Genomic DNA, 17,086 nt, shown 5'->3' on the forward strand with positions numbered 1-17,086 from the left:
GCTGCGCGGTTTACTGGGTAAGAGACTGCCCGCGACGATAACGTACTTGCACGTGATCCGCACCCACGAGGTGCTTGAGATCGGCCAGCAATTCGTCGCACAGGCGTACACGGGTCTCGCCAAGCGTGAGCACGGCACGGGCCTGATCGTTGCTGTAGCGCACGACGACATCGCAGCCCGCCTCCTCGGCACGGTGGCGATCCACACAGCCGACCAGCGCCTCGACATCCACCTTGGGCGTGGCCCGCAGCAACACCCGATGGGCAAATCGCGCCTGCGCTGTGTCGAAATCCATCACCGTTTCCGCATTCAGACGGAAACCATCGGTAAAGTCGTCGAACTGCAACTTGCCTTCGACCACGACGAGCTTGTCCGCGGCGAGTAGATGACCGTATTCGGCGGCCTTGTCCTCGAACAGCGGACATTCGATACGCGCGCTGCCGTCGTCGAGCACCACGATGATGCGCCGGCCTTTTTTCATGCGCCGGACTTCCACCACCAGACCCGCGACCACCGCACTACGCTTGTTGCCGCCGCGCCGACCGCGCCCGCCTTCCTCCGGACGCGGCATGGCCGCGACCTGTTCGGCGATCTTGCCATTGGTCATCAGTGCCAGTTCGTCTTCCCAGGCCTTGATGGGATGGCCGGTCAGATACAACCCCAGCGTGTCGCGCTCGGCCTTGAGGCGTTCGTCCTCCGGCCATTCCGGGCGCTCTTCCAGCGGCGGGCCCATGTTGTCGGCAGCGTCTTCGGCGAGCCCGAACATGTCGTTCTGACCGGCACTGGCCGCATTGCGATCCTGCTCGGCGGCGGCCAGCGCACGCGTGAGCCCCTGCATGAGGCTGGCCCGGTTCGGGCCGAGCTGATCCAGCGCGCCGGCGTTGATCAATGCTTCCAGCGCGCGTCGGTTGGCCTTGGAGGTATCGATACGCCGGCAGAAATCATAGAGATTGGCGTAGGCACCGTTTGCACGGCGTTCCTCCATCACGGTCTCGATCGCGCCGCGGCCCAGACCCTTGATCGCGCCGAGGCCGTAGCGAATGGCGTTATCGTCGACCACGGAAAAGTTGTATTCCGAGGAATTCACGTCCGGCGGCAGCACATCGATATTCAATCGATGGCATTCGTCGATCATGATCACGACCTTGTCGGTGTGATCCATATCCGCGGAGAGCACCGCCGACATGAAATCGGCCGGGTAATAAGCCTTGAGCCAGGCGGTCTGGTACGACACCAGCGCGTAGGCGGCCGAATGCGACTTGTTGAAGCCGTAGCCGGCGAATTTCTCGACCAGATCGAAGATATAGGCCGCGGTATCCTCTTCGATACCGTTGGCCACTGCGCCCTTGACGAAGCCATCCCGTTGCTTGGCCATTTCCTCGGGCTTTTTCTTGCCCATGGCACGACGCAGCAAATCGGCGTTGCCCAGGCTGTAGCCAGCCAGCACCTGAGCGATCTGCATCACCTGCTCCTGATACAGGATCACGCCATAGGTGGGCTCGAGCACTTCGGCCAGGCTGTCGTGCGGATACACCACCCGCGCCTTGCCGTGCTTGCGGTCGATGAAGTCCTCGACCATGCCGGATTCTAGCGGGCCCGGCCGGTAGAGCGCGACCAGCGCCACGATATCCTCGAGTTCATCGGGCTTGAGCTGCTTGACCAGCCGGCGCATGCCCGAGGATTCGAGCTGGAACACGGCCGTGGTATCGCCGGCCTTGAGCAGCTCGTAGGGTTTCTTGTCGTCGAGCGGAATGGCGCGGATATCGATCGGGTCCTTGCCCGATTTCGCCAGCCGCGCATTGGCGACCTGTACCGCGCGATCGATGATGGTGAGCGTACGCAGGCCCAGAAAGTCGAACTTCACCAGGCCCACGGCTTCGACATCATCCTTGTCGAACTGGGTCACCCGGTTGGACCCGCCGGCTTCGCAATACAGCGGTGTGAAGTCGATGAGGTTCGACGGTGCAATGACCACGCCGCCGGCATGCTTGCCCGGGTTGCGCGACAGGCCCTCCAGGGCGAGTGCGAGATCGAGCAGATAGCCGATCTCTTCATCCTCGCGTGATTGGCGCAGCTCTTCCGACTCCTCGAGGGCGCGGGTGAGCGTCATGTCGGGGGCGAACGGCACCTGCTTGGCAATGCGGTCGACCATGCCGTAGGGATGGCCGAGCACACGGCCGACGTCGCGCACCACGGCCTTGGCAGCCATGGTGCCGTAGGTGATGATCTGGCTGACCTTTTCCTGGCCGTAGCGCTGGGCGACGTATTCGATCACGCGGTCGCGCCCGTCCATGCAGAAGTCGACATCGAAGTCGGGCATGGAGACACGTTCGGGGTTGAGAAACCGCTCGAACAGCAGGTCGTAAGCCAATGGATCCAGATCGGTAATACCGAGCACATAGGCCACGAGCGAGCCGGCACCGGAACCACGCCCCGGGCCCACCGGCACGCCGTTTTCACGGGCCCAGCGGATGAAGTCGGCAACGATGAGAAAGTAGCCGGGAAAGCCCATCGTCTTGATTACGTCGAGTTCGTGATCCAGACGTGCGTCGTATTCGGGCTTGCGTCGTTCGCGCTCGTCTTCGTCCGGGTATAGCAACTCGAGGCGTTCAGCCAACCCGGATTCGGATTCCGCGCGCAAAAACGACGCCGCGTCGTGGCCCTCCGGCACCGGGAATTCCGGCAGCACGTTCTCGCCGAGCGTGAGTTCCAGATTGCAACGGCGCGCGATCTCCACGCTGTTTTCCAGCGCTTCCGGCAAATCCGCGAACAGCTCGGCCATCTGTTCGGGCGTTTTCAGATACTGCTCGGGCGTGTAGTTCTTCGGCCGGCGCGGGTCAGCCAGCGTATAGCCGCCATGAATGGCCACGCGGGCTTCATGGGCATCGAAATCGTCGGCATGGGGGAAGCGCACGTCGTTGGTGGCCACGATCGGAATATCGCAGCGCAGGGCCAACCCCACCGTTTCCGACAGCCAGGCCGCCTCGCCGGTGCGCTCGCAGCGCGTGACTTCCAGATAGTAACGATCGCCGAAGATCTGCTGCCATTCGGCGGCGCGTGCGGTCGCGATCTCGGGCTTGCCAGCCATGAGCGCAATGCCGGTATCGCCCACCATGCCGCCCGACAGCGCGATCAGGCCCTCGGCTTTTTCGGCCACCCATTCCCGCTGGCAGAGCACCTGGCCGCGATGCTGGCCGTGCAGATACGCCTGGGTGAGCAGATCGCAGAGATTGCGGTAACCGGTTCGATTCTGGGCCAGCAGGGTCAACCGCGAGGGCGTTTCCTGCGGGCCTTCGTCGATATGCAGATCCACGCCCACGATCGGCTTGATGCCGGCGCCCAGCGCGGCCTTGTAGAACTTGACCATGCCGAACAGATTGACGTTGTCGGTAATGGCCACCGCCGGCATGTTGGCCTCGCGCGTCTGGGCCAGCAGCGGCTTGATCCGCACGATGCCGTCGGACAACGAGTATTCGGTATGGACACGCAGATGGACGAATTCGGCAGGCATAGGCTCTTCGGGTCGGTCGGTTTCGTCGGCAAAGGGCCGACGCAGGGCGGCGCGCGACAGCCACGGCAGACGAGGCCGTGCTATGCGCCGCGCATGTTCGCCGATCATTCTAACGAGCAATCCCGCACGATTGGCAGATCGGTCGCACGCAAGCGAACCGGCTTTCGCGACAACGCCCGGCCTGCGGGCGTTTGCCGGTTTCGCCTACTCGATGAAATCGACCTGCCGTGCCTGCAGTGCCCGCGTGATCGGCGCGAAACTGCGTCGATGAATGGGGGTCACGCCGAACGCATCGATCGCGTCTCGGTGGGCCCGCGTACCATAGCCCTTGTGCTGGGCGAAACCATAGCCTGGATAGATCACATCCAGTTCGCACATCTGCCGGTCGCGGGCGACCTTGGCGATGATCGAGGCCGCACTGATCGCCGGCACGCTGCCATCACCGCCCACGACGGTACGCAGGGGCAGATTCAGCGGCGGCGGCTGATTGCCATCGACCCAGGCGGAGAATGGCGTCAATCGTAGCGCGCTCACCGCCCGCTGCATGGCCAGCAGGCTGGCCTGGAGAATATTCAGGCTGTCGATTTCGGCCGCCGACGCCTCGGCGATGGCATAGGCCAATGCGCGACTGCGGATACGTGCATCCATGCGTTCACGCTCGCGTTCGCCCAGCGCCTTGGAATCGGCCAGTCCTCGCAGCAAGGGTTTGGCCGGCAGGATAACCGCCGCAGCCACGACCGGCCCGGCCAGCGGCCCCCGCCCGACTTCATCGACCCCGGCCACGAACGGGCAGGCAAAACGACGCGGGCCGCGCCTCATGGACGCGACTCGAGCAGCTCGGCAACCGCAGCGGCCGCGCGTTCATCGGCATCCAGGGCGAGCTGCGCATGAATCGCGTCAAAGGCGTCGGTTTGTGCGGCGCGTGCCGTCGCTGAATTGAGCAGCCGGTCCACTTGCGGGCCGATGACATCGACGCGGGCATCCTGTTGCAGACATTCGGGCACCAGCGCACGGGCGGCCAGCAGATTGGGCATGCTCACGTGTTCGGTCTTGATCAGATTGAACACCTTCGCGATGGCATAGTTCATGGGCGACAGCTTATAGGCCACGACCATCGGCGTTTTCGCCAACAGCGCTTCCAGCGTCGCCGTGCCCGAGGCCAGCAGCAATACGTTCGCCGCGCGCATGACCTCGCGCGAACGCCCGTCGATCAGTCGAATATCCAGATCGGCGCCGGCATTTTCCAATTGCGCGGCGAACAGTTCACGCACACGCGGCGAGGCCATGGGCGCGACGAAGGCGACATCCGGGTGGCGCTTGCGTAGCCAGCGCGCGGTGTCGATGAAGATCGGCCCCAGCCGGCTGACCTCGGAACGACGACTGCCCGGCAACAGCCCAACCAGCGGGCGCTGGGTATCCAGACCCAGTGCACGACGTGCGCTCATGCTATCCGGATGCAACGGCAGCTCGTTAGCCAGGGGATGACCGACGAAGGTCACCGGAATATCGAAACGGCGAAAGAAGGCCTCTTCGAACGGAAAGATCGCGAGCAGCAGGTCCACCGCCTTGCGAATATTCTTAGTGCGGCCCTGGCGCCAGGCCCAGGCAGTCGGGCAGACATAATGCACCGTGGTCATGCCCCGCGCGCGCAGCTGCATTTCCAGCGTGGTGTTGAAGGCCGGCGCATCGATACCGATGAATACATCGGGCGCGCTGTCGATCACATGGGCGAACAGGCGGCGCCGCAGGCGCAGCAGACGCGGTATCTGGCCGATCACCTCGCTGATACCGAACAGCGATAACGCCTCGATATCGGCCAGCGTTTCGCAACCCGCCTCGCGCATACGCGGGCCGGTCACGCCTTCGAAAACCGCCTGCGGATAGCGTTTTTTCAGCGCACGAATCAGCCCCGCGCCGAGTACGTCGCCGGACTGTTCCCCGGCGACGATGAAAAACCGCCGCTGCCTGTTGGCCACCCTAGCGAATGATGCCGCGCTCGGCCTGTTCGAGCGACTCGAGCATCAGGCGCACCGCTTCGCTCGACTGGGCCGGCTCGCGCAAAGCCTCGCGGGCCTGTTCCAGGCGCAGCTTGGAGCGATAGATGGTGCGATAGGCCCGCTTGGCGGCGGTGACTTCTTCTTCGCTGTAGCCGCGACGGCGCATGCCGACCGAATTGACGCCATGCGGCACAGCCGGCGCGCCGGCACTGCGCACGAAGGCGGGTACATCCTGCTGAACACCGCTGCAATAGGCCAGAAACGCCATCGTGCCTACACGGCGGAACTGATAGACCAGCGCGAAACCGGCCAGAATACAGAAATCGCCGATGCGCACGTGCCCGGCCAGGCTGGCGCCATTGGCCATGGTGATGCCGTTTCCCAGAACGCAATCATGGGCGACATGGGTGTAGGCCATCAGCAGATTGTCGTCGCCGATGATGGTTTCGCTCTGGTCGATGACCGTACCGCGGTGCACGCTACAGTATTCGCGAAACGTATTGCGATCGCCGATCGTCAGACGCGTGGGCTCGCCCGCATACACGCGATGCTGCGGTTCGGCACCGAGCGAGACGAACTGGAAAATCTGATTCTCGCGCCCGATCGTCGTATGCCCGGAAATAACCACATGCGGGCCAATCCGTGTGCCGGCGCCAATCTTGACATGCGGGCCGATAACACTGAACGGCCCGATATCGACATCGTCGCCGATCTCGGCCTCGGGATGAACTTGTGCGCTGGGATCAATTGGCATCGGGCTTCCCCGGAACAGCCATCATCTGGGCACGGCAGGCCAGCTCGTCACCGACCCAGGCTTCGGCATCGAAGCGCCAGATCCGCTTCTTGGCCGAGCCGACCACCAGCTTGAGCAGCAGTTGATCGCCCGGCACGACGCGGCGCTTGAAACGCGCCTTGTCGATACCGGCGAAATACACGATCGTGCCCTCTTCCGATTCCACCGTCCGCATGCCCAGAATCAGCCCGGCCTGCGCCAGCGCTTCGAGGATGAGCACGCCGGGCATCACCGGTTCGCTGGGAAAATGCCCTGGGAAGAACGGTTCGTTGATGGTGACGTTCTTGAGGGCGGTGATCGATTTGCCCGGTTCGCAGGAGAGCACGCGATCCACCAGCAGAAACGGAAACCGATGCGGTAATTGCCGCATGATGGCCTTGATATCGTCTTGATCGCTCATTCGTTGTTCTCCGATGAAAGTCCGGCGCGCTCCACGCGTCGCAGGCGCCGCTCGATCTTGTCGAGCTGTCGAAACAGGGCCAGGCGCTTGCGCCAGCCCGTGGCCGGCATCGCGCGAAAAGTCGAGGAGTATACGCCGCCTCGGTCGATATTCTTGGGAACCTGGCTGGCGGCGGTAATGATCACGCCATCAGCAATATGCACATGATCGCCGATTCCTACACCGCCGCCGATCATGCAGTTCGCGCCGATCGTGCAGGAGCCGGCAATACCGGTACAGCCGGCGATCACCGTATGTTCGCCAATACGACAGTTGTGGGCGATATGAACCTGGTTGTCGATCTTCGCCCCGCGCGCGATCACGGTATCGTCAAGCGCGCCGCGATCGACGGTCGTGCCGGCGCCGATTTCGACATCGTCGCCGAGATGCACGCTTCCCATCTGTGGAATCGCCTCCCAGCCGCGGCCGTTGTGCACCAGTCCGAAGCCGCGCCCGCCGATCACCGCATTGGCTTCGATCGAGACGCGTTCGCCCATGCGCACGTCGTCGCCGATACTGCAATTACTGGCAATGCGTGTATCGGCGCCGATACGCACACCCTCGCCAATGACTGTATTCGCGCCGATGACCGCGCCCGCCGCGATGACGCTATGTTCGCCCACGATCACGTTGGCAGCGATGCTGGCCTGCGTATCGATTTGCGCGGTTTCGGCTACGACTGCGCGCGCGTGGATGCCGGCAGGGGCTGACGGGCGCTCGAACAGGGCAGCCACACGCGCGAACGCCAGCCGGGGCTGTTTCGCAACCAGTACGGGGCTTTCGATTGCCTCGGCCACCGCCGCCGGGCAGATCACGGCAGCGGCCGCGCTGCGATTGATCGATTCGATCTGACCGGCATTTTCGGCAAAGGCGATACAGTCCGGCTTGCCCGGCTCGAGCGCACACACGCCACGGATGGCGGTCTGCGCCGCACTGCCCTGCACGACCAGATCGAAGCGTTCGGCCAGCGTCGCGAGTGTGACCGCGGCCGCCCTGCTCGCGGCCATGCCTAGCTATCTCCGAGTTCGGCCAGGATCTCGTCGGTCACATCGACCGCTTTGCTGCTGTAGATCACGCCATCGCCGAGGATCAGATCGTAGCCGTTGTCCTCGGCGTATTGATCGATGATCTTGAGGATATCGGCGCGCATCTGCTCGAACTCCTTTTGTTCGGCATCCGACACATCGTCGTTGTACTTGCTGCGCTCGAGCTGTAATTCGCGCTGGCGATCCCGAATATCGCTTTGCAGCTTGTCGCGATCGGCTTCACTCATTACCGAACCGTCCTGGGCCAGGCGATCCATGTCCTGACGCAGCGCGTTCGATTTGGCTTCCAGCTCGTTCTTTCGCTTGGCGAATTGCGTCGCCATGCTGGATTTGGCACGGGCAGCCTGGGGCGATTCATTGACCACGCGGGCCACATCGACCACGCCGATACGCAGCACCTCGTTGGCGGTGCCATCGGTGGGCTGTGCCGCCTGCAGCGGCGCGGCGCTCGCGAGCGCGAACGCCACCGCGAGCGTGAATGCGAGCCTGCGTAACGATTGCATGTCCGCCATCTTTCGAACCTGTTCCAGTCGCGCCTTACAGCCCGACACCGAAGGAGAACTGGAAGCGATCGACGTCGTCGTTGTCGGGATCGTCCACATAGGCGGCATAGCTCACGCGCAGCAGCCCGAAGAACGGCGTGAACCAGTAGAACGCGACACCTGCGGACTTGTGCAGATCGGAGGCTTCGAACGCGCTGGCGTCTTCGTAGACGTTACCGATGTCGTAGAACGCGGTCAGGCGGGTCGACTTGTTATCCGACTCGAGGAAGGTCGGGATGACCAGCTCGCTCTGCAAAGTCGTCAGAAACTGGCCGCCATACGGATTGTCGAGCGAATCACGCGGGCCCAGGCCACCGTTGGAGTAACCACGCACCGAACGCGCGCCACCGGCGAAGAAGTTGTCGTAGGGTGGCACATCCTCGCCCTTGCCCCAGACATCGGTCTGGGCGACACGGCCGTCCATCGACAGCACCATCTTGTCGGACAAGCCGGGCACCCAGGCACCGACACGGAAATAGCGCTCGTGTTCGAGGCTGGTGTCGTAATACTCCAGATCCGACCCCGGGCCCTTGATATTGAACTGGAACTCGGTATTGCTGCCACGCGTGGCAAAGAACGTCCGATTACGCGTATCGCGCGACCAGCCGGTCTGGAGTTCATAGGTCGTGGCTTCCTTGCCGTTTTCCTCGATGAACTCCGCAAGCTGGTCGGAAAGCTGTTCCTCGCCACGGCGATTGACCGCCGAGTTGATCTCGTTGCTTTCCACGCCGAGGCCGGCGCGTAGCTGCGAGTACTCGGTAATGGGCAGGCCGAAGGTCACCGCACCGCCGATCGAGTTCAGGTCGAAACCGGAACCGATACGAATGAGCTGATCGGTATTGCGATAGAACGCCGAGATCGTGCGCGACACGCCTTCATCGGTGAAATACGGATCGGTCCAGCTCGCGCCCACGCTCTTGGCGTAGTCGTTGGTTTCCGCGCGCAGGGTCAGGCGGTTGCCGGTCCCGCGGAAGTTGCTGTGCGAGACACTGCCGTTGATCAGAAAGCCCTGGGCATCGGAGAAGCCGACGCCGAACTGAAGGGTGCCGGCCGCACGTTCGGTCACGTCGTAGTCGACATCGACCAGGTCTTCGCTACCGGCGACCTTTTCGGTATTGACCTGCACGTCCTGAATATAGGGCAGCCGCGCCAGACGCGTACGCGAGCGTTCGACGCCGCGCCGCGAGAACGGCGCGCCCTCGAACTGGCGCATTTCCCGGCGCAGGGTTTCGTCGTTGGTCTTGTCGTTGCCGTTGAAGGTGATCTGGCGCACGTACGCGCGCTTGCCGGGATCGATGAAGAAGGTCAGATCGACGGTCTTGTCTTCGTCATCGATACGGGTGAGCGGATCGACATCGGCAAAGGCGTAACCGAAATCGGCCAGCCCGGAGCTGATGCTGTTGGCCGAGGCATCGACCTGGCTGCGCGAGAACGTCTCGCCCGGCTCGACGGTGACCAGCCGCTGCAGGCTGGTCTGGGGCACGATCATGTCGCCGGCGAATTTATAGTCGCTGATCTTGTACTCATCGCCTTCGTCGACATTGATGGTCAGAAAGATGTTGCGGTTGTCCGGCGACAACGACACCTGGATCGACGAAACATTGAAACGGATATAGCCGCGGTTCTGGTAGAACGAGTTCAGCGATTCGAGATCGCCGAGCAGCTTTTCGCGCGAATAGCGATCGCGGCTGCGCCAGAAGGTCAGCGGGTGGGTATAGGCCGGTGAACTCGGCTTGAGTTCGAACACATCCAGCAGTTCTTCGTCGCTGAAGTGCTCGTTGCCGATGATGTTGATGTCCTTGATCGAGGCGACTTCACCTTCGGTTACATCGATATCGATGGCCACACGGTTGTTGTCGAGCTCGGTGACCTTCGTATCGATCGCCACGCTGTAATAACCGTTGGCGTAGTACTGACGCCGCAGTTCCTGTTCGAGCTGATCGACCAGCGAACGCTTGTAGAGCTCGCCCTGGGCCAGACCCTGCTCGGCCAGCGCCTCCTTGAGCTTGTCGCCACCGATATTCTTGTTGCCCTCGATGGTGAAGCGCGCGATTTCGGGCCGCTCGGTGACATCGACGATCAGCGTGTTGCCTTCACGTTGCAGGGCGACGTTCTCGAACAGCCCCGTATCGTAGAGCGCACGAATGGACTGCTGGGCCCGGGCTTCGCTCATGCGATCGCCCACCGACAGCGGCAGATAGGTGAGCACGGTACCCGGCTCGAGCCGTTGTACGCCGGTTACGCGCACGTCGTCGACACGAAAGTCGTAGCCGGAATCCGGCGATTGAGCCTGCGCCCAGGCGCTCGCGGCGAAAAGACACAGCAGCACGGCGAACGCGCGCGTCACACATACAGGCATATTTCAAGAACCTTACTTACCCGAGCAAGCGCAGGATATCGTTGTAGAAAGCCAGGGTCATCAGCATCAGCAGAGCGACCATGCCGACCTGCTGCCCTGCGACCTGTACCGCCTCTGAAAGAGGTCGGCCCCTTATCCATTCGATCGAATAATACAGAAGATGCCCCCCGTCTAACACCGGAATCGGCAGCAGGTTGAGCACCGCCAGACTGACGCTGACCAGCGCCAGAAAGCCCACGAACGCTTCCAGACCGATACTCGCACTCTGGCCGGCATAATTGGCGATCTGGATCGGGCCGCTGACGTTGCGCCAAGAGACCTCGCCGGTGACCATACGCCCCATCAGGCGAACCGTCAGCGCCGAGACTTCCCAGGTTTTGGCGACCGCCGCCGGAATCGCCGCCAGCGGGCCGAGCTGGCGTGTGGTGCGCATGCTCTCCCAGGCCTGGCTGTCGACGCCAATCTGGGCGCCCAGCCGCCCTTGAGCCTCGCCTGCATCATTGTCGACCGAATCCAGCGTTACCGGGATTTCGCGGCTCGCGCCATCGCGTTCCACCGTGAGCACGACACGTGCGCCCGGGCTGGACTTGATGCGGTCGACCAGAGCCTGCGGCGTATCCACCGTCTGGCCGTCGACCGCCTGTATTTCGTCGCCCTGCTTCACACCCGCGCGACTGGCCGCACTATCAGGCAGCACCTCAGCAATCAGTGGCGTGGCCGGCGGCTGGTACGGCGCCAGTCCGAGGCGATCGAACAGTTTTTCCGGGTCGGCGGGCACATCGGACAGATCGAGACGTACATCGCGCGTATCGCCATCGCCGCCGCGCACATCCAGATCGATCGCCTGGCCATCGAGCCCGCGCTCGATCAGGCCCAGGCGCAGATCCTCCCAGTTCTCGATCGGGCGATCGTCGATGGCCACGATTTCATCGCCGGCGCGCAGACCTGCCTGGGCGGCGAGACTGGCCTCGGGCGCGGCCGCGATCATCGGCTTGATACCGGCCACACCAATCATGAACACCAGCCAGTAGGCAGCGATCGCGAACAGGAAATTCACCCCCGGGCCGGCGGCCACGATCGCGATCCGGCGGGCGGGGTGCTGGCGGTTGAAGGCATAGGGCTTGTCGGCCTCGGCGACTTCGCCCTCGCGTTCGTCGAGCATCTTCACGTAGCCGCCCAGGGGAATCGCCGACAGCCAGTACTCGATCCCGCTGCGGCGCCCGGTGAAGCCCCAGATACGATGGCCGAAGCCGATCGAATAGCGCAGCACTTTCACGCCCATCCGGCGGGCGACCCAGAAATGGCCGTATTCGTGCACGGCCACGAGCAGGCCGATCGCCACGATGAACGCTGGAACCGACATCAGCCAGTCAGACATGTAACTTACTTCTCCCGCGCGCCGGCAGTGTCACCGGCGAGGACGAAAACCTGGATTAAGTGAACGTACCCAAGCCGGGTACTGCATAGTGTACCTGCGCGCGCCCACCCTGCGACGAACGCAGCCCGGCGCTAGAGCGTACTGGGCAGCCAGTGCAGGCCGGCCACGAACCAGGGCGCGGCGGCCAGCACGCTATCGAGCCGGTCGAGCACCCCGCCATGGCCGGGAAACAACGTCCCGCTATCCTTGATACCGGCATGGCGCTTGAACATGCTGATGGTCAGATCGCCCACGATCGAAATGATCGCGACCCAGGCACCCAGCACCACGAACCCCACAAGCCGCTCGCCGCCGTAGCCGAGCACCCACGCGCCGGCCCCGGCAAACACCATGGCCGCAACGATACCGCCGATCGCGCCTTCTCGTGTCTTGCCCGGGCTGACCGCCGGGGCGAGTTTATGCCGGCCCAGGGTACGTCCGGCAATATAGGCACCCGTATCCGCCGCCCAGATCAGAAAGAAAAAGGCCAGCAACAGCAACGCACCCTGATCGCTCTGATGCAGATAGGTCACGGCCGCGACCGCGGCGACGAGGGTGAGCAGGCCGGTGGCCACACCGACATCGATACGCCCCATCACCGTCGCCCAGCCATTCGGATAGCGCACGATCCAGCCGATCGCGATCAACCACCAGATACAGGCTGCGCCGATGAGCAGATTGTCCACCGCGACCAGCCACCACTGGCTACGAATGAGTGCGAACACGAAAATCAATGCGGCCGTCGCCAGTACCATCGCCACATGGCCGGTATCGCGCAGGCGCAACAGCCCTGCCCACTCCCAGGCGCCCAGCAACATGAGCACCGAAAAGACCAGCGTGATGGCGAAAGTCGGCAGATAGAGCATGCCCAGCACCGCCAGCGGTACCACCACCAGCGCGGTCGCGATGCGTGTGGCCAGCATCCGCTAGAGCCCCGTTGCCGTGGCTTGCGGCAGTCGTCCGAAACGGCGCTGGCGCTGGCCGAACCATTCGATCGCACAGGCCAGGCTATGGCCGTCGAAATCCGGCCAGAGTTCGTCGGAGAAATACAATTCGCTGTAGGCCAGATCCCAGAGCAGAAAGTTGCTGATCCGACGTTCGCCGCCGGTGCGGATGAACAGATCCGGGGCCGGGAAATCGGCCAACGCCATGCGCTCGCCGAGGCTGTGCTCGTCGATATCGTCGGGATCGAGGGCGTTGTCGCGACAATCGCGCGCCAGTCGGCGGGCCGCCTGCACCAGATCCCAACGGCCGCCGTAGTCGATAGCGATCACGAGGTTGAGCGCCTCGTTATCGCGCGTGCGCTGCTCGGCCTGGGCCATTTCCTGTTGCAGGGCTTCGGAGAAATGTGCCCGCTCACCAATGAAGCTCAGGCGTACGCCGGACTCGTTCATGGAATCGATTTCACGACGGATCGTGCGTCGGAACAGATCCAGCAGCACACGCACTTCAGTTTTTGGCCGCTGCCAGTTTTCGCTCGAAAATGCGAACAGCGTCAATGTTTTAACTGACTGTTCTCTAGCGCTTTCCACGATCGCGCGCACCGCCTGCGCGCCCGAGCGATGCCCGGCCGCGCGCGGCAGACCACGCCGGCTCGCCCAGCGGCCGTTGCCGTCCATGATAATTGCGACGTGGTCGGGCACAGTCATATTCGCACCTGGCGCTCGAACTCGATCGACGGTTCGTTCAAACCGTCATGATCTCCTTTTCCTTGTCCTCGAGCAGGCTGTCAATCCGGTCGATATGCTGATCGGTGAGTTTCTGAATCCGCGCTTCCCCGCCGTGCTGATCGTCGGCACTGATCTCCTTTTCGTTGACCAGTTCCTTGAGCGTGGAGTTGGCATCGCGACGGATATTGCGGATCGCCACGCGCCCGTCCTCGGCTTCTGCGCGGATGACCTTCACCAGATCCTTGCGGCGGTCTTCGGTCAACGGCGGCAGTACCACGCGAATCACCTGCCCGGCCGTCGACGGGTTGAGGCCGAGGTCGGCTTTCATGATCGCCTTCTCGACCGGCTGCACCATCGACTTTTCCCACGGCTGGATGGTGATCGTGCGCGCGTCTTCCAGGGCCACGTTCGCAGCCTGGTTGAGCGGCACCTCGGAGCCGTAGTACTCCACGGTGACGTGATCGAGCAGACTGGTGCTCGCGCGCCCGGTGCGGATCTTGCTGAAATTCTCGCGCATGACGTTGATGGTCTTATCCATGCGCTGTTGTGCGTCGCTGTATATCTCGTCAATCATCCGTTGCTTCTCGTCGTGTCGTTGTCGACCAGCGTACCCACGTCGTCGCCGGCGACGATGCGGGCGAGATCGCCGGCCCGGTTGATATCGAACACCCGTAGCGGCATGCCGTTATCGCGGCAGAGTACGATGGCGGTGGTATCCATCACGCTGAGGCGCTGATCTATGACTTCATCATAGGTCAGGTGCGTATAGCGTTTGGCGCTACTGTCGCGCATCGGGTCCGCGCTGTAGATGCCGTCGACCTTGGTGGCCTTGAGCATGAGATCGGCATTGATCTCGACCGCGCGCAGACTCGCCGCCGAGTCCGTGGTGAAAAACGGGTTGCCGGTACCGGCCGCGAAGATCACCACGCGCCCCTTTTCCAGATGGCGAATGGCACGACGCCGGATATAGTCTTCGCACACCTGGTTGATACGGATTGCCGACATCACGCGCGCGGTCATACCCGCATGCTCGATGGCGTCCTGCAGGCCCAGTGCATTGATCACCGTGGCCAGCATGCCCATCTGATCGCCGGTGACGCGATCCATGCCGCGGCCGGCCAGGCCGACGCCGCGGAAGATGTTGCCACCGCCCACCACGAGCGCGACCTGGACACCCGACTCGATCAGGCCCTTGATTTCAGCCGCGAGTCGCTCGACGACTTCGGCCGAAATACCGTAATCGGCCTGGCCCATGAGGGCCTCACCGCTGAGTTTCAGCAATATGCGTTTACAGGTCGATTTATTCTTGCTCATCGAATGGCGCAGCAGTACGACAACATGGAAGCGGCTCCTGGCCGGCAACGATAACTTAGCTCCCGATCATGCGATACGGGCGCGGTCAAAAAAAAGCCGGCTGCCTCGGCAGCCGGCCGTTACGCCCTTAGGCGCTCTTTTCGGCTTGTGCCTTGACCTCGGCAGCGAAGTCTTCCTGTTTCCTCTCGATCCCTTCGCCGACTTCCAGACGGGCATAGTCGGTAATGGTCGCGTTCTGCTGCTTGCACAGCTTTTCGACCGTCATGTCGGGATCCTTGACGAACGGCTGACCCAGGAGCGTGATCTCGCCCAGGAACTTGCGCAGCCGACCTTCGACCATTTTTTCGATGATCTCTTCCGGCTTGCCGCTGTCACGTGCCTGCGCCATGAGCAATTCCTTTTCGGAATCGCGACGTTCCTGCGGCACATCGTCAGCCGACAGATGCGCAGGCGCGCTGGCGGCTACGTGCATGGCCAGATCGCGGGCGAGTTCGGCTTCGCCACCGACAATCGCCACCGCGCTGCCGATACGCGCGCCGTGCATATAGACGTCGAGCTTGCCTTCGCCGGCTTCGATACGACGAAAACGACGAATGGTGATGTTTTCGCCAAGCTTGGCGACCAGCGCACGGCGCTTGGCATCCAGGCTTTCGCCGTCCACTTCCAGTTCGGCCAGGGCGTCGACATCCGCGGGCGCGTTGTCGAGCGCGGCCTTCGCCGCCAGTTCGGCAAAGTTCACGAAGTCGTCGTTCTTGCCGACGAAATCGGTTTCGCAGTTGGCTTCCAGCAACACCGCGACGGTCTTGTCGTCGGACACCGCCGTGGCGATACGCCCTTCGGCAGCCACACGGCCTGCCTTCTTGTCGGCCTTGGCCAGGCCTTCGCGACGCATGTTGTCGGCCGCGGCATCGATATCGCCATCGGTGGCCGTGAGTGCCTTCTTGCACTCCATCATGCCGGCGCCGGTGCGTTCCCGCAGCTCCTTAACCAGAGCAGCACTAATTGCCATGATTGTTTCTCCGCAAAGTTGGGGTGCGAGCGCGCCGTCGTGCCGATTGCACGCCGGCGCGCACGTAATTACTTGTCGGCCTGCTTGGGATCGGCCTGTTCGGGGTCTTCCGAGGGCACGGAGGCCACATCGCCCAGCGACGCGGTCGCGGTGGGCTCGGCTTCACCCTGCGACTCCTGGATCACGGAGTTCTGGGTGGCTTCGCTGGCGGCCTGTGCCTCGGCGGGCTTGCCCGGTTCGTGGCTGTCGCCCTGCTCCTGAACCTCGACCATGGCGTCGTCCTGGCCGGTGAAGTCACCCTTGCTGCCACGGCCGGCCAACACGGCGTCGGCGACCATTTCGGTGTAGATACGAATCGCGCGAATGGCGTCGTCGTTACCCGGAATGACCACATCGATATTTTCCGGCGAGCAGTTGGTATCGACCACGGCGATAACCGGAATACCGAGCTTGCGCGCTTCGTCGACGGCGATCTTTTCGAAGCCGACGTCGATGATGAACAGCGCATCCGGCAGGCTGGTCATTTCCTTGATGCCGCCGATGCTGCGCTCGAGCTTGTCGCGCTCGCGATACAGATCGAGGGCTTCACGCTTGTTGAGCTTGCGAATCGAGCCGTCTTCGATCATCTGCTCGAGATCGTGCAGACGCTGAATCGAGTTCTTGACCGTCTTGAAGTTGGTGAGCATGCCACCGAGCCAACGATGGTTGACGAACGGCATGCCGCAACGCCGGGCCTGCTTGCCCACGGCTTCGCGCGCGGCGCGCTTGGTGCCCACGAACATGACGTTGCCGCCGTTGGCGGACAGGCGGCTGATATAGTTGTAGGCATCCTTGAAGAGCGGCAGGGTCTCTTCGAGGTTGATGATATGGATCTTGTTGCGATGGCCAAAGATATAGGGGGCCATCTTGGGGTTCCAGTAACGGGTGCGGTGGCCGAAATGAACCCCCGCCTCAAGCAACTGGCGCATGCTGATCTGACTCATGGATTG

15 protein-coding genes are annotated in these 17,086 nt (G+C 62.8%); all 15 read right to left on the reverse strand.

The window, feature by feature from the left end; translation table 11 throughout:
• Positions 1-10: 10 nt before the first annotated feature.
• Positions 11-3,511: a DNA polymerase III subunit alpha gene (dnaE, locus tag T5B8_RS16080; protein ID WP_353180374.1), complete on the reverse strand. Its 3,501-nt coding sequence runs from the start codon at positions 3,509-3,511 to the stop codon at positions 11-13.
• A 204-nt stretch (positions 3,512-3,715) separates the two neighbouring features.
• The gene (gene rnhB / locus T5B8_RS16085) at positions 3,716-4,330 is read right to left on the reverse strand and encodes a ribonuclease HII (protein WP_353180376.1); all 615 of its coding nucleotides are present in this window, start codon (positions 4,328-4,330) and stop codon (positions 3,716-3,718) included.
• Positions 4,327-5,487, reverse strand: coding sequence for a lipid-A-disaccharide synthase (gene lpxB / locus T5B8_RS16090; protein ID WP_353180378.1), 1,161 nt, complete (start codon positions 5,485-5,487; stop codon positions 4,327-4,329). The genes rnhB and lpxB overlap by 4 nt, the downstream gene beginning before the upstream one ends.
• Before the next feature lies 1 nt (position 5,488).
• Complete coding sequence (lpxA, locus tag T5B8_RS16095) at positions 5,489-6,262, reverse strand: acyl-ACP--UDP-N-acetylglucosamine O-acyltransferase (protein ID WP_353180380.1); 774 nt, start codon at positions 6,260-6,262, stop codon at positions 5,489-5,491.
• A complete protein-coding gene (gene fabZ, locus T5B8_RS16100) occupies positions 6,252-6,701 on the reverse strand; it encodes a 3-hydroxyacyl-ACP dehydratase FabZ (RefSeq protein WP_353180382.1) in 450 nt (149 codons plus the stop codon). The genes lpxA and fabZ overlap by 11 nt, the downstream gene beginning before the upstream one ends.
• Positions 6,698-7,747: a UDP-3-O-(3-hydroxymyristoyl)glucosamine N-acyltransferase gene (lpxD, locus tag T5B8_RS16105; RefSeq protein WP_353180384.1), complete on the reverse strand. Its 1,050-nt coding sequence runs from the start codon at positions 7,745-7,747 to the stop codon at positions 6,698-6,700. The genes fabZ and lpxD overlap by 4 nt, the downstream gene beginning before the upstream one ends.
• Positions 7,748-7,749: 2 nt before the next feature.
• Entirely contained in the window at positions 7,750-8,289 is a 540-nt protein-coding gene (locus tag T5B8_RS16110; protein WP_353180385.1) for an OmpH/Skp family outer membrane protein, read from the reverse strand.
• A 34-nt stretch (positions 8,290-8,323) separates the two neighbouring features.
• On the reverse strand, positions 8,324-10,687 hold the full coding sequence (gene bamA / locus T5B8_RS16115; protein WP_353180386.1) for an outer membrane protein assembly factor BamA: 2,364 nt from the start codon (positions 10,685-10,687) through the stop codon (positions 8,324-8,326).
• Positions 10,688-10,703: 16 nt separating this feature from the next.
• Complete coding sequence (rseP, locus tag T5B8_RS16120; protein ID WP_353180388.1) at positions 10,704-12,065, reverse strand: RIP metalloprotease RseP; 1,362 nt, start codon at positions 12,063-12,065, stop codon at positions 10,704-10,706.
• 131 nt (positions 12,066-12,196) lie between these two features.
• The gene (locus tag T5B8_RS16125; protein WP_353180389.1) at positions 12,197-13,027 is read right to left on the reverse strand and encodes a phosphatidate cytidylyltransferase; all 831 of its coding nucleotides are present in this window, start codon (positions 13,025-13,027) and stop codon (positions 12,197-12,199) included.
• 3 nt (positions 13,028-13,030) lie between these two features.
• Positions 13,031-13,753 (reverse strand): polyprenyl diphosphate synthase, encoded by a 723-nt coding sequence (gene uppS / locus T5B8_RS16130; protein ID WP_353180391.1) that lies wholly within the window; start codon positions 13,751-13,753, stop codon positions 13,031-13,033.
• Between the two features lie 37 nt (positions 13,754-13,790).
• Positions 13,791-14,348, reverse strand: a complete 558-nt coding sequence (gene frr / locus T5B8_RS16135; RefSeq protein WP_353180393.1) for a ribosome recycling factor — start codon at positions 14,346-14,348, stop codon at positions 13,791-13,793.
• Positions 14,345-15,088, reverse strand: coding sequence for a UMP kinase (gene pyrH / locus T5B8_RS16140; protein ID WP_353180394.1), 744 nt, complete (start codon positions 15,086-15,088; stop codon positions 14,345-14,347). The genes frr and pyrH overlap by 4 nt, the downstream gene beginning before the upstream one ends.
• 127 nt (positions 15,089-15,215) lie before the next feature.
• Entirely contained in the window at positions 15,216-16,097 is an 882-nt protein-coding gene (gene tsf / locus T5B8_RS16145; protein ID WP_353180396.1) for a translation elongation factor Ts, read from the reverse strand.
• 68 nt (positions 16,098-16,165) lie between these two features.
• Positions 16,166-17,080, reverse strand: a complete 915-nt coding sequence (gene rpsB / locus T5B8_RS16150; protein WP_353180398.1) for a 30S ribosomal protein S2 — start codon at positions 17,078-17,080, stop codon at positions 16,166-16,168.
• Positions 17,081-17,086 lie beyond the last annotated feature (6 nt).

Source organism: Salinisphaera sp. T5B8, assembly GCF_040361255.1.
GTDB lineage: Bacteria > Pseudomonadota > Gammaproteobacteria > Nevskiales > Salinisphaeraceae > Salinisphaera.

Bases quoted from the DNA above. Each gene is read 5' to 3' on its own strand.
- dnaE (WP_353180374.1), bottom strand. From the start codon at position 3,511: ATGCCTGCCGAATTCGTCCATCTGCGTGTCCATACCGAATACTCGTTG.
- lpxA (WP_353180380.1), bottom strand. From the start codon at position 6,262: ATGCCAATTGATCCCAGCGCACAAGTTCATCCCGAGGCCGAGATCGGC.
- rpsB (WP_353180398.1), bottom strand. From the start codon at position 17,080: ATGAGTCAGATCAGCATGCGCCAGTTGCTTGAGGCGGGGGTTCATTTC.
- lpxD (WP_353180384.1), bottom strand. From the start codon at position 7,747: ATGGCCGCGAGCAGGGCGGCCGCGGTCACACTCGCGACGCTGGCCGAA.
- T5B8_RS16110 (WP_353180385.1), bottom strand. From the start codon at position 8,289: ATGCAATCGTTACGCAGGCTCGCATTCACGCTCGCGGTGGCGTTCGCG.
- tsf (WP_353180396.1), bottom strand. From the start codon at position 16,097: ATGGCAATTAGTGCTGCTCTGGTTAAGGAGCTGCGGGAACGCACCGGC.
- rseP (WP_353180388.1), bottom strand. From the start codon at position 12,065: ATGTCTGACTGGCTGATGTCGGTTCCAGCGTTCATCGTGGCGATCGGC.
- fabZ (WP_353180382.1), bottom strand. From the start codon at position 6,701: ATGAGCGATCAAGACGATATCAAGGCCATCATGCGGCAATTACCGCAT.
- frr (WP_353180393.1), bottom strand. From the start codon at position 14,348: ATGATTGACGAGATATACAGCGACGCACAACAGCGCATGGATAAGACC.
- rnhB (WP_353180376.1), bottom strand. From the start codon at position 4,330: ATGAGGCGCGGCCCGCGTCGTTTTGCCTGCCCGTTCGTGGCCGGGGTC.
- bamA (WP_353180386.1), bottom strand. From the start codon at position 10,687: ATGCCTGTATGTGTGACGCGCGCGTTCGCCGTGCTGCTGTGTCTTTTC.
- uppS (WP_353180391.1), bottom strand. From the start codon at position 13,753: ATGACTGTGCCCGACCACGTCGCAATTATCATGGACGGCAACGGCCGC.
- T5B8_RS16125 (WP_353180389.1), bottom strand. From the start codon at position 13,027: ATGCTGGCCACACGCATCGCGACCGCGCTGGTGGTGGTACCGCTGGCG.
- pyrH (WP_353180394.1), bottom strand. From the start codon at position 15,088: ATGAGCAAGAATAAATCGACCTGTAAACGCATATTGCTGAAACTCAGC.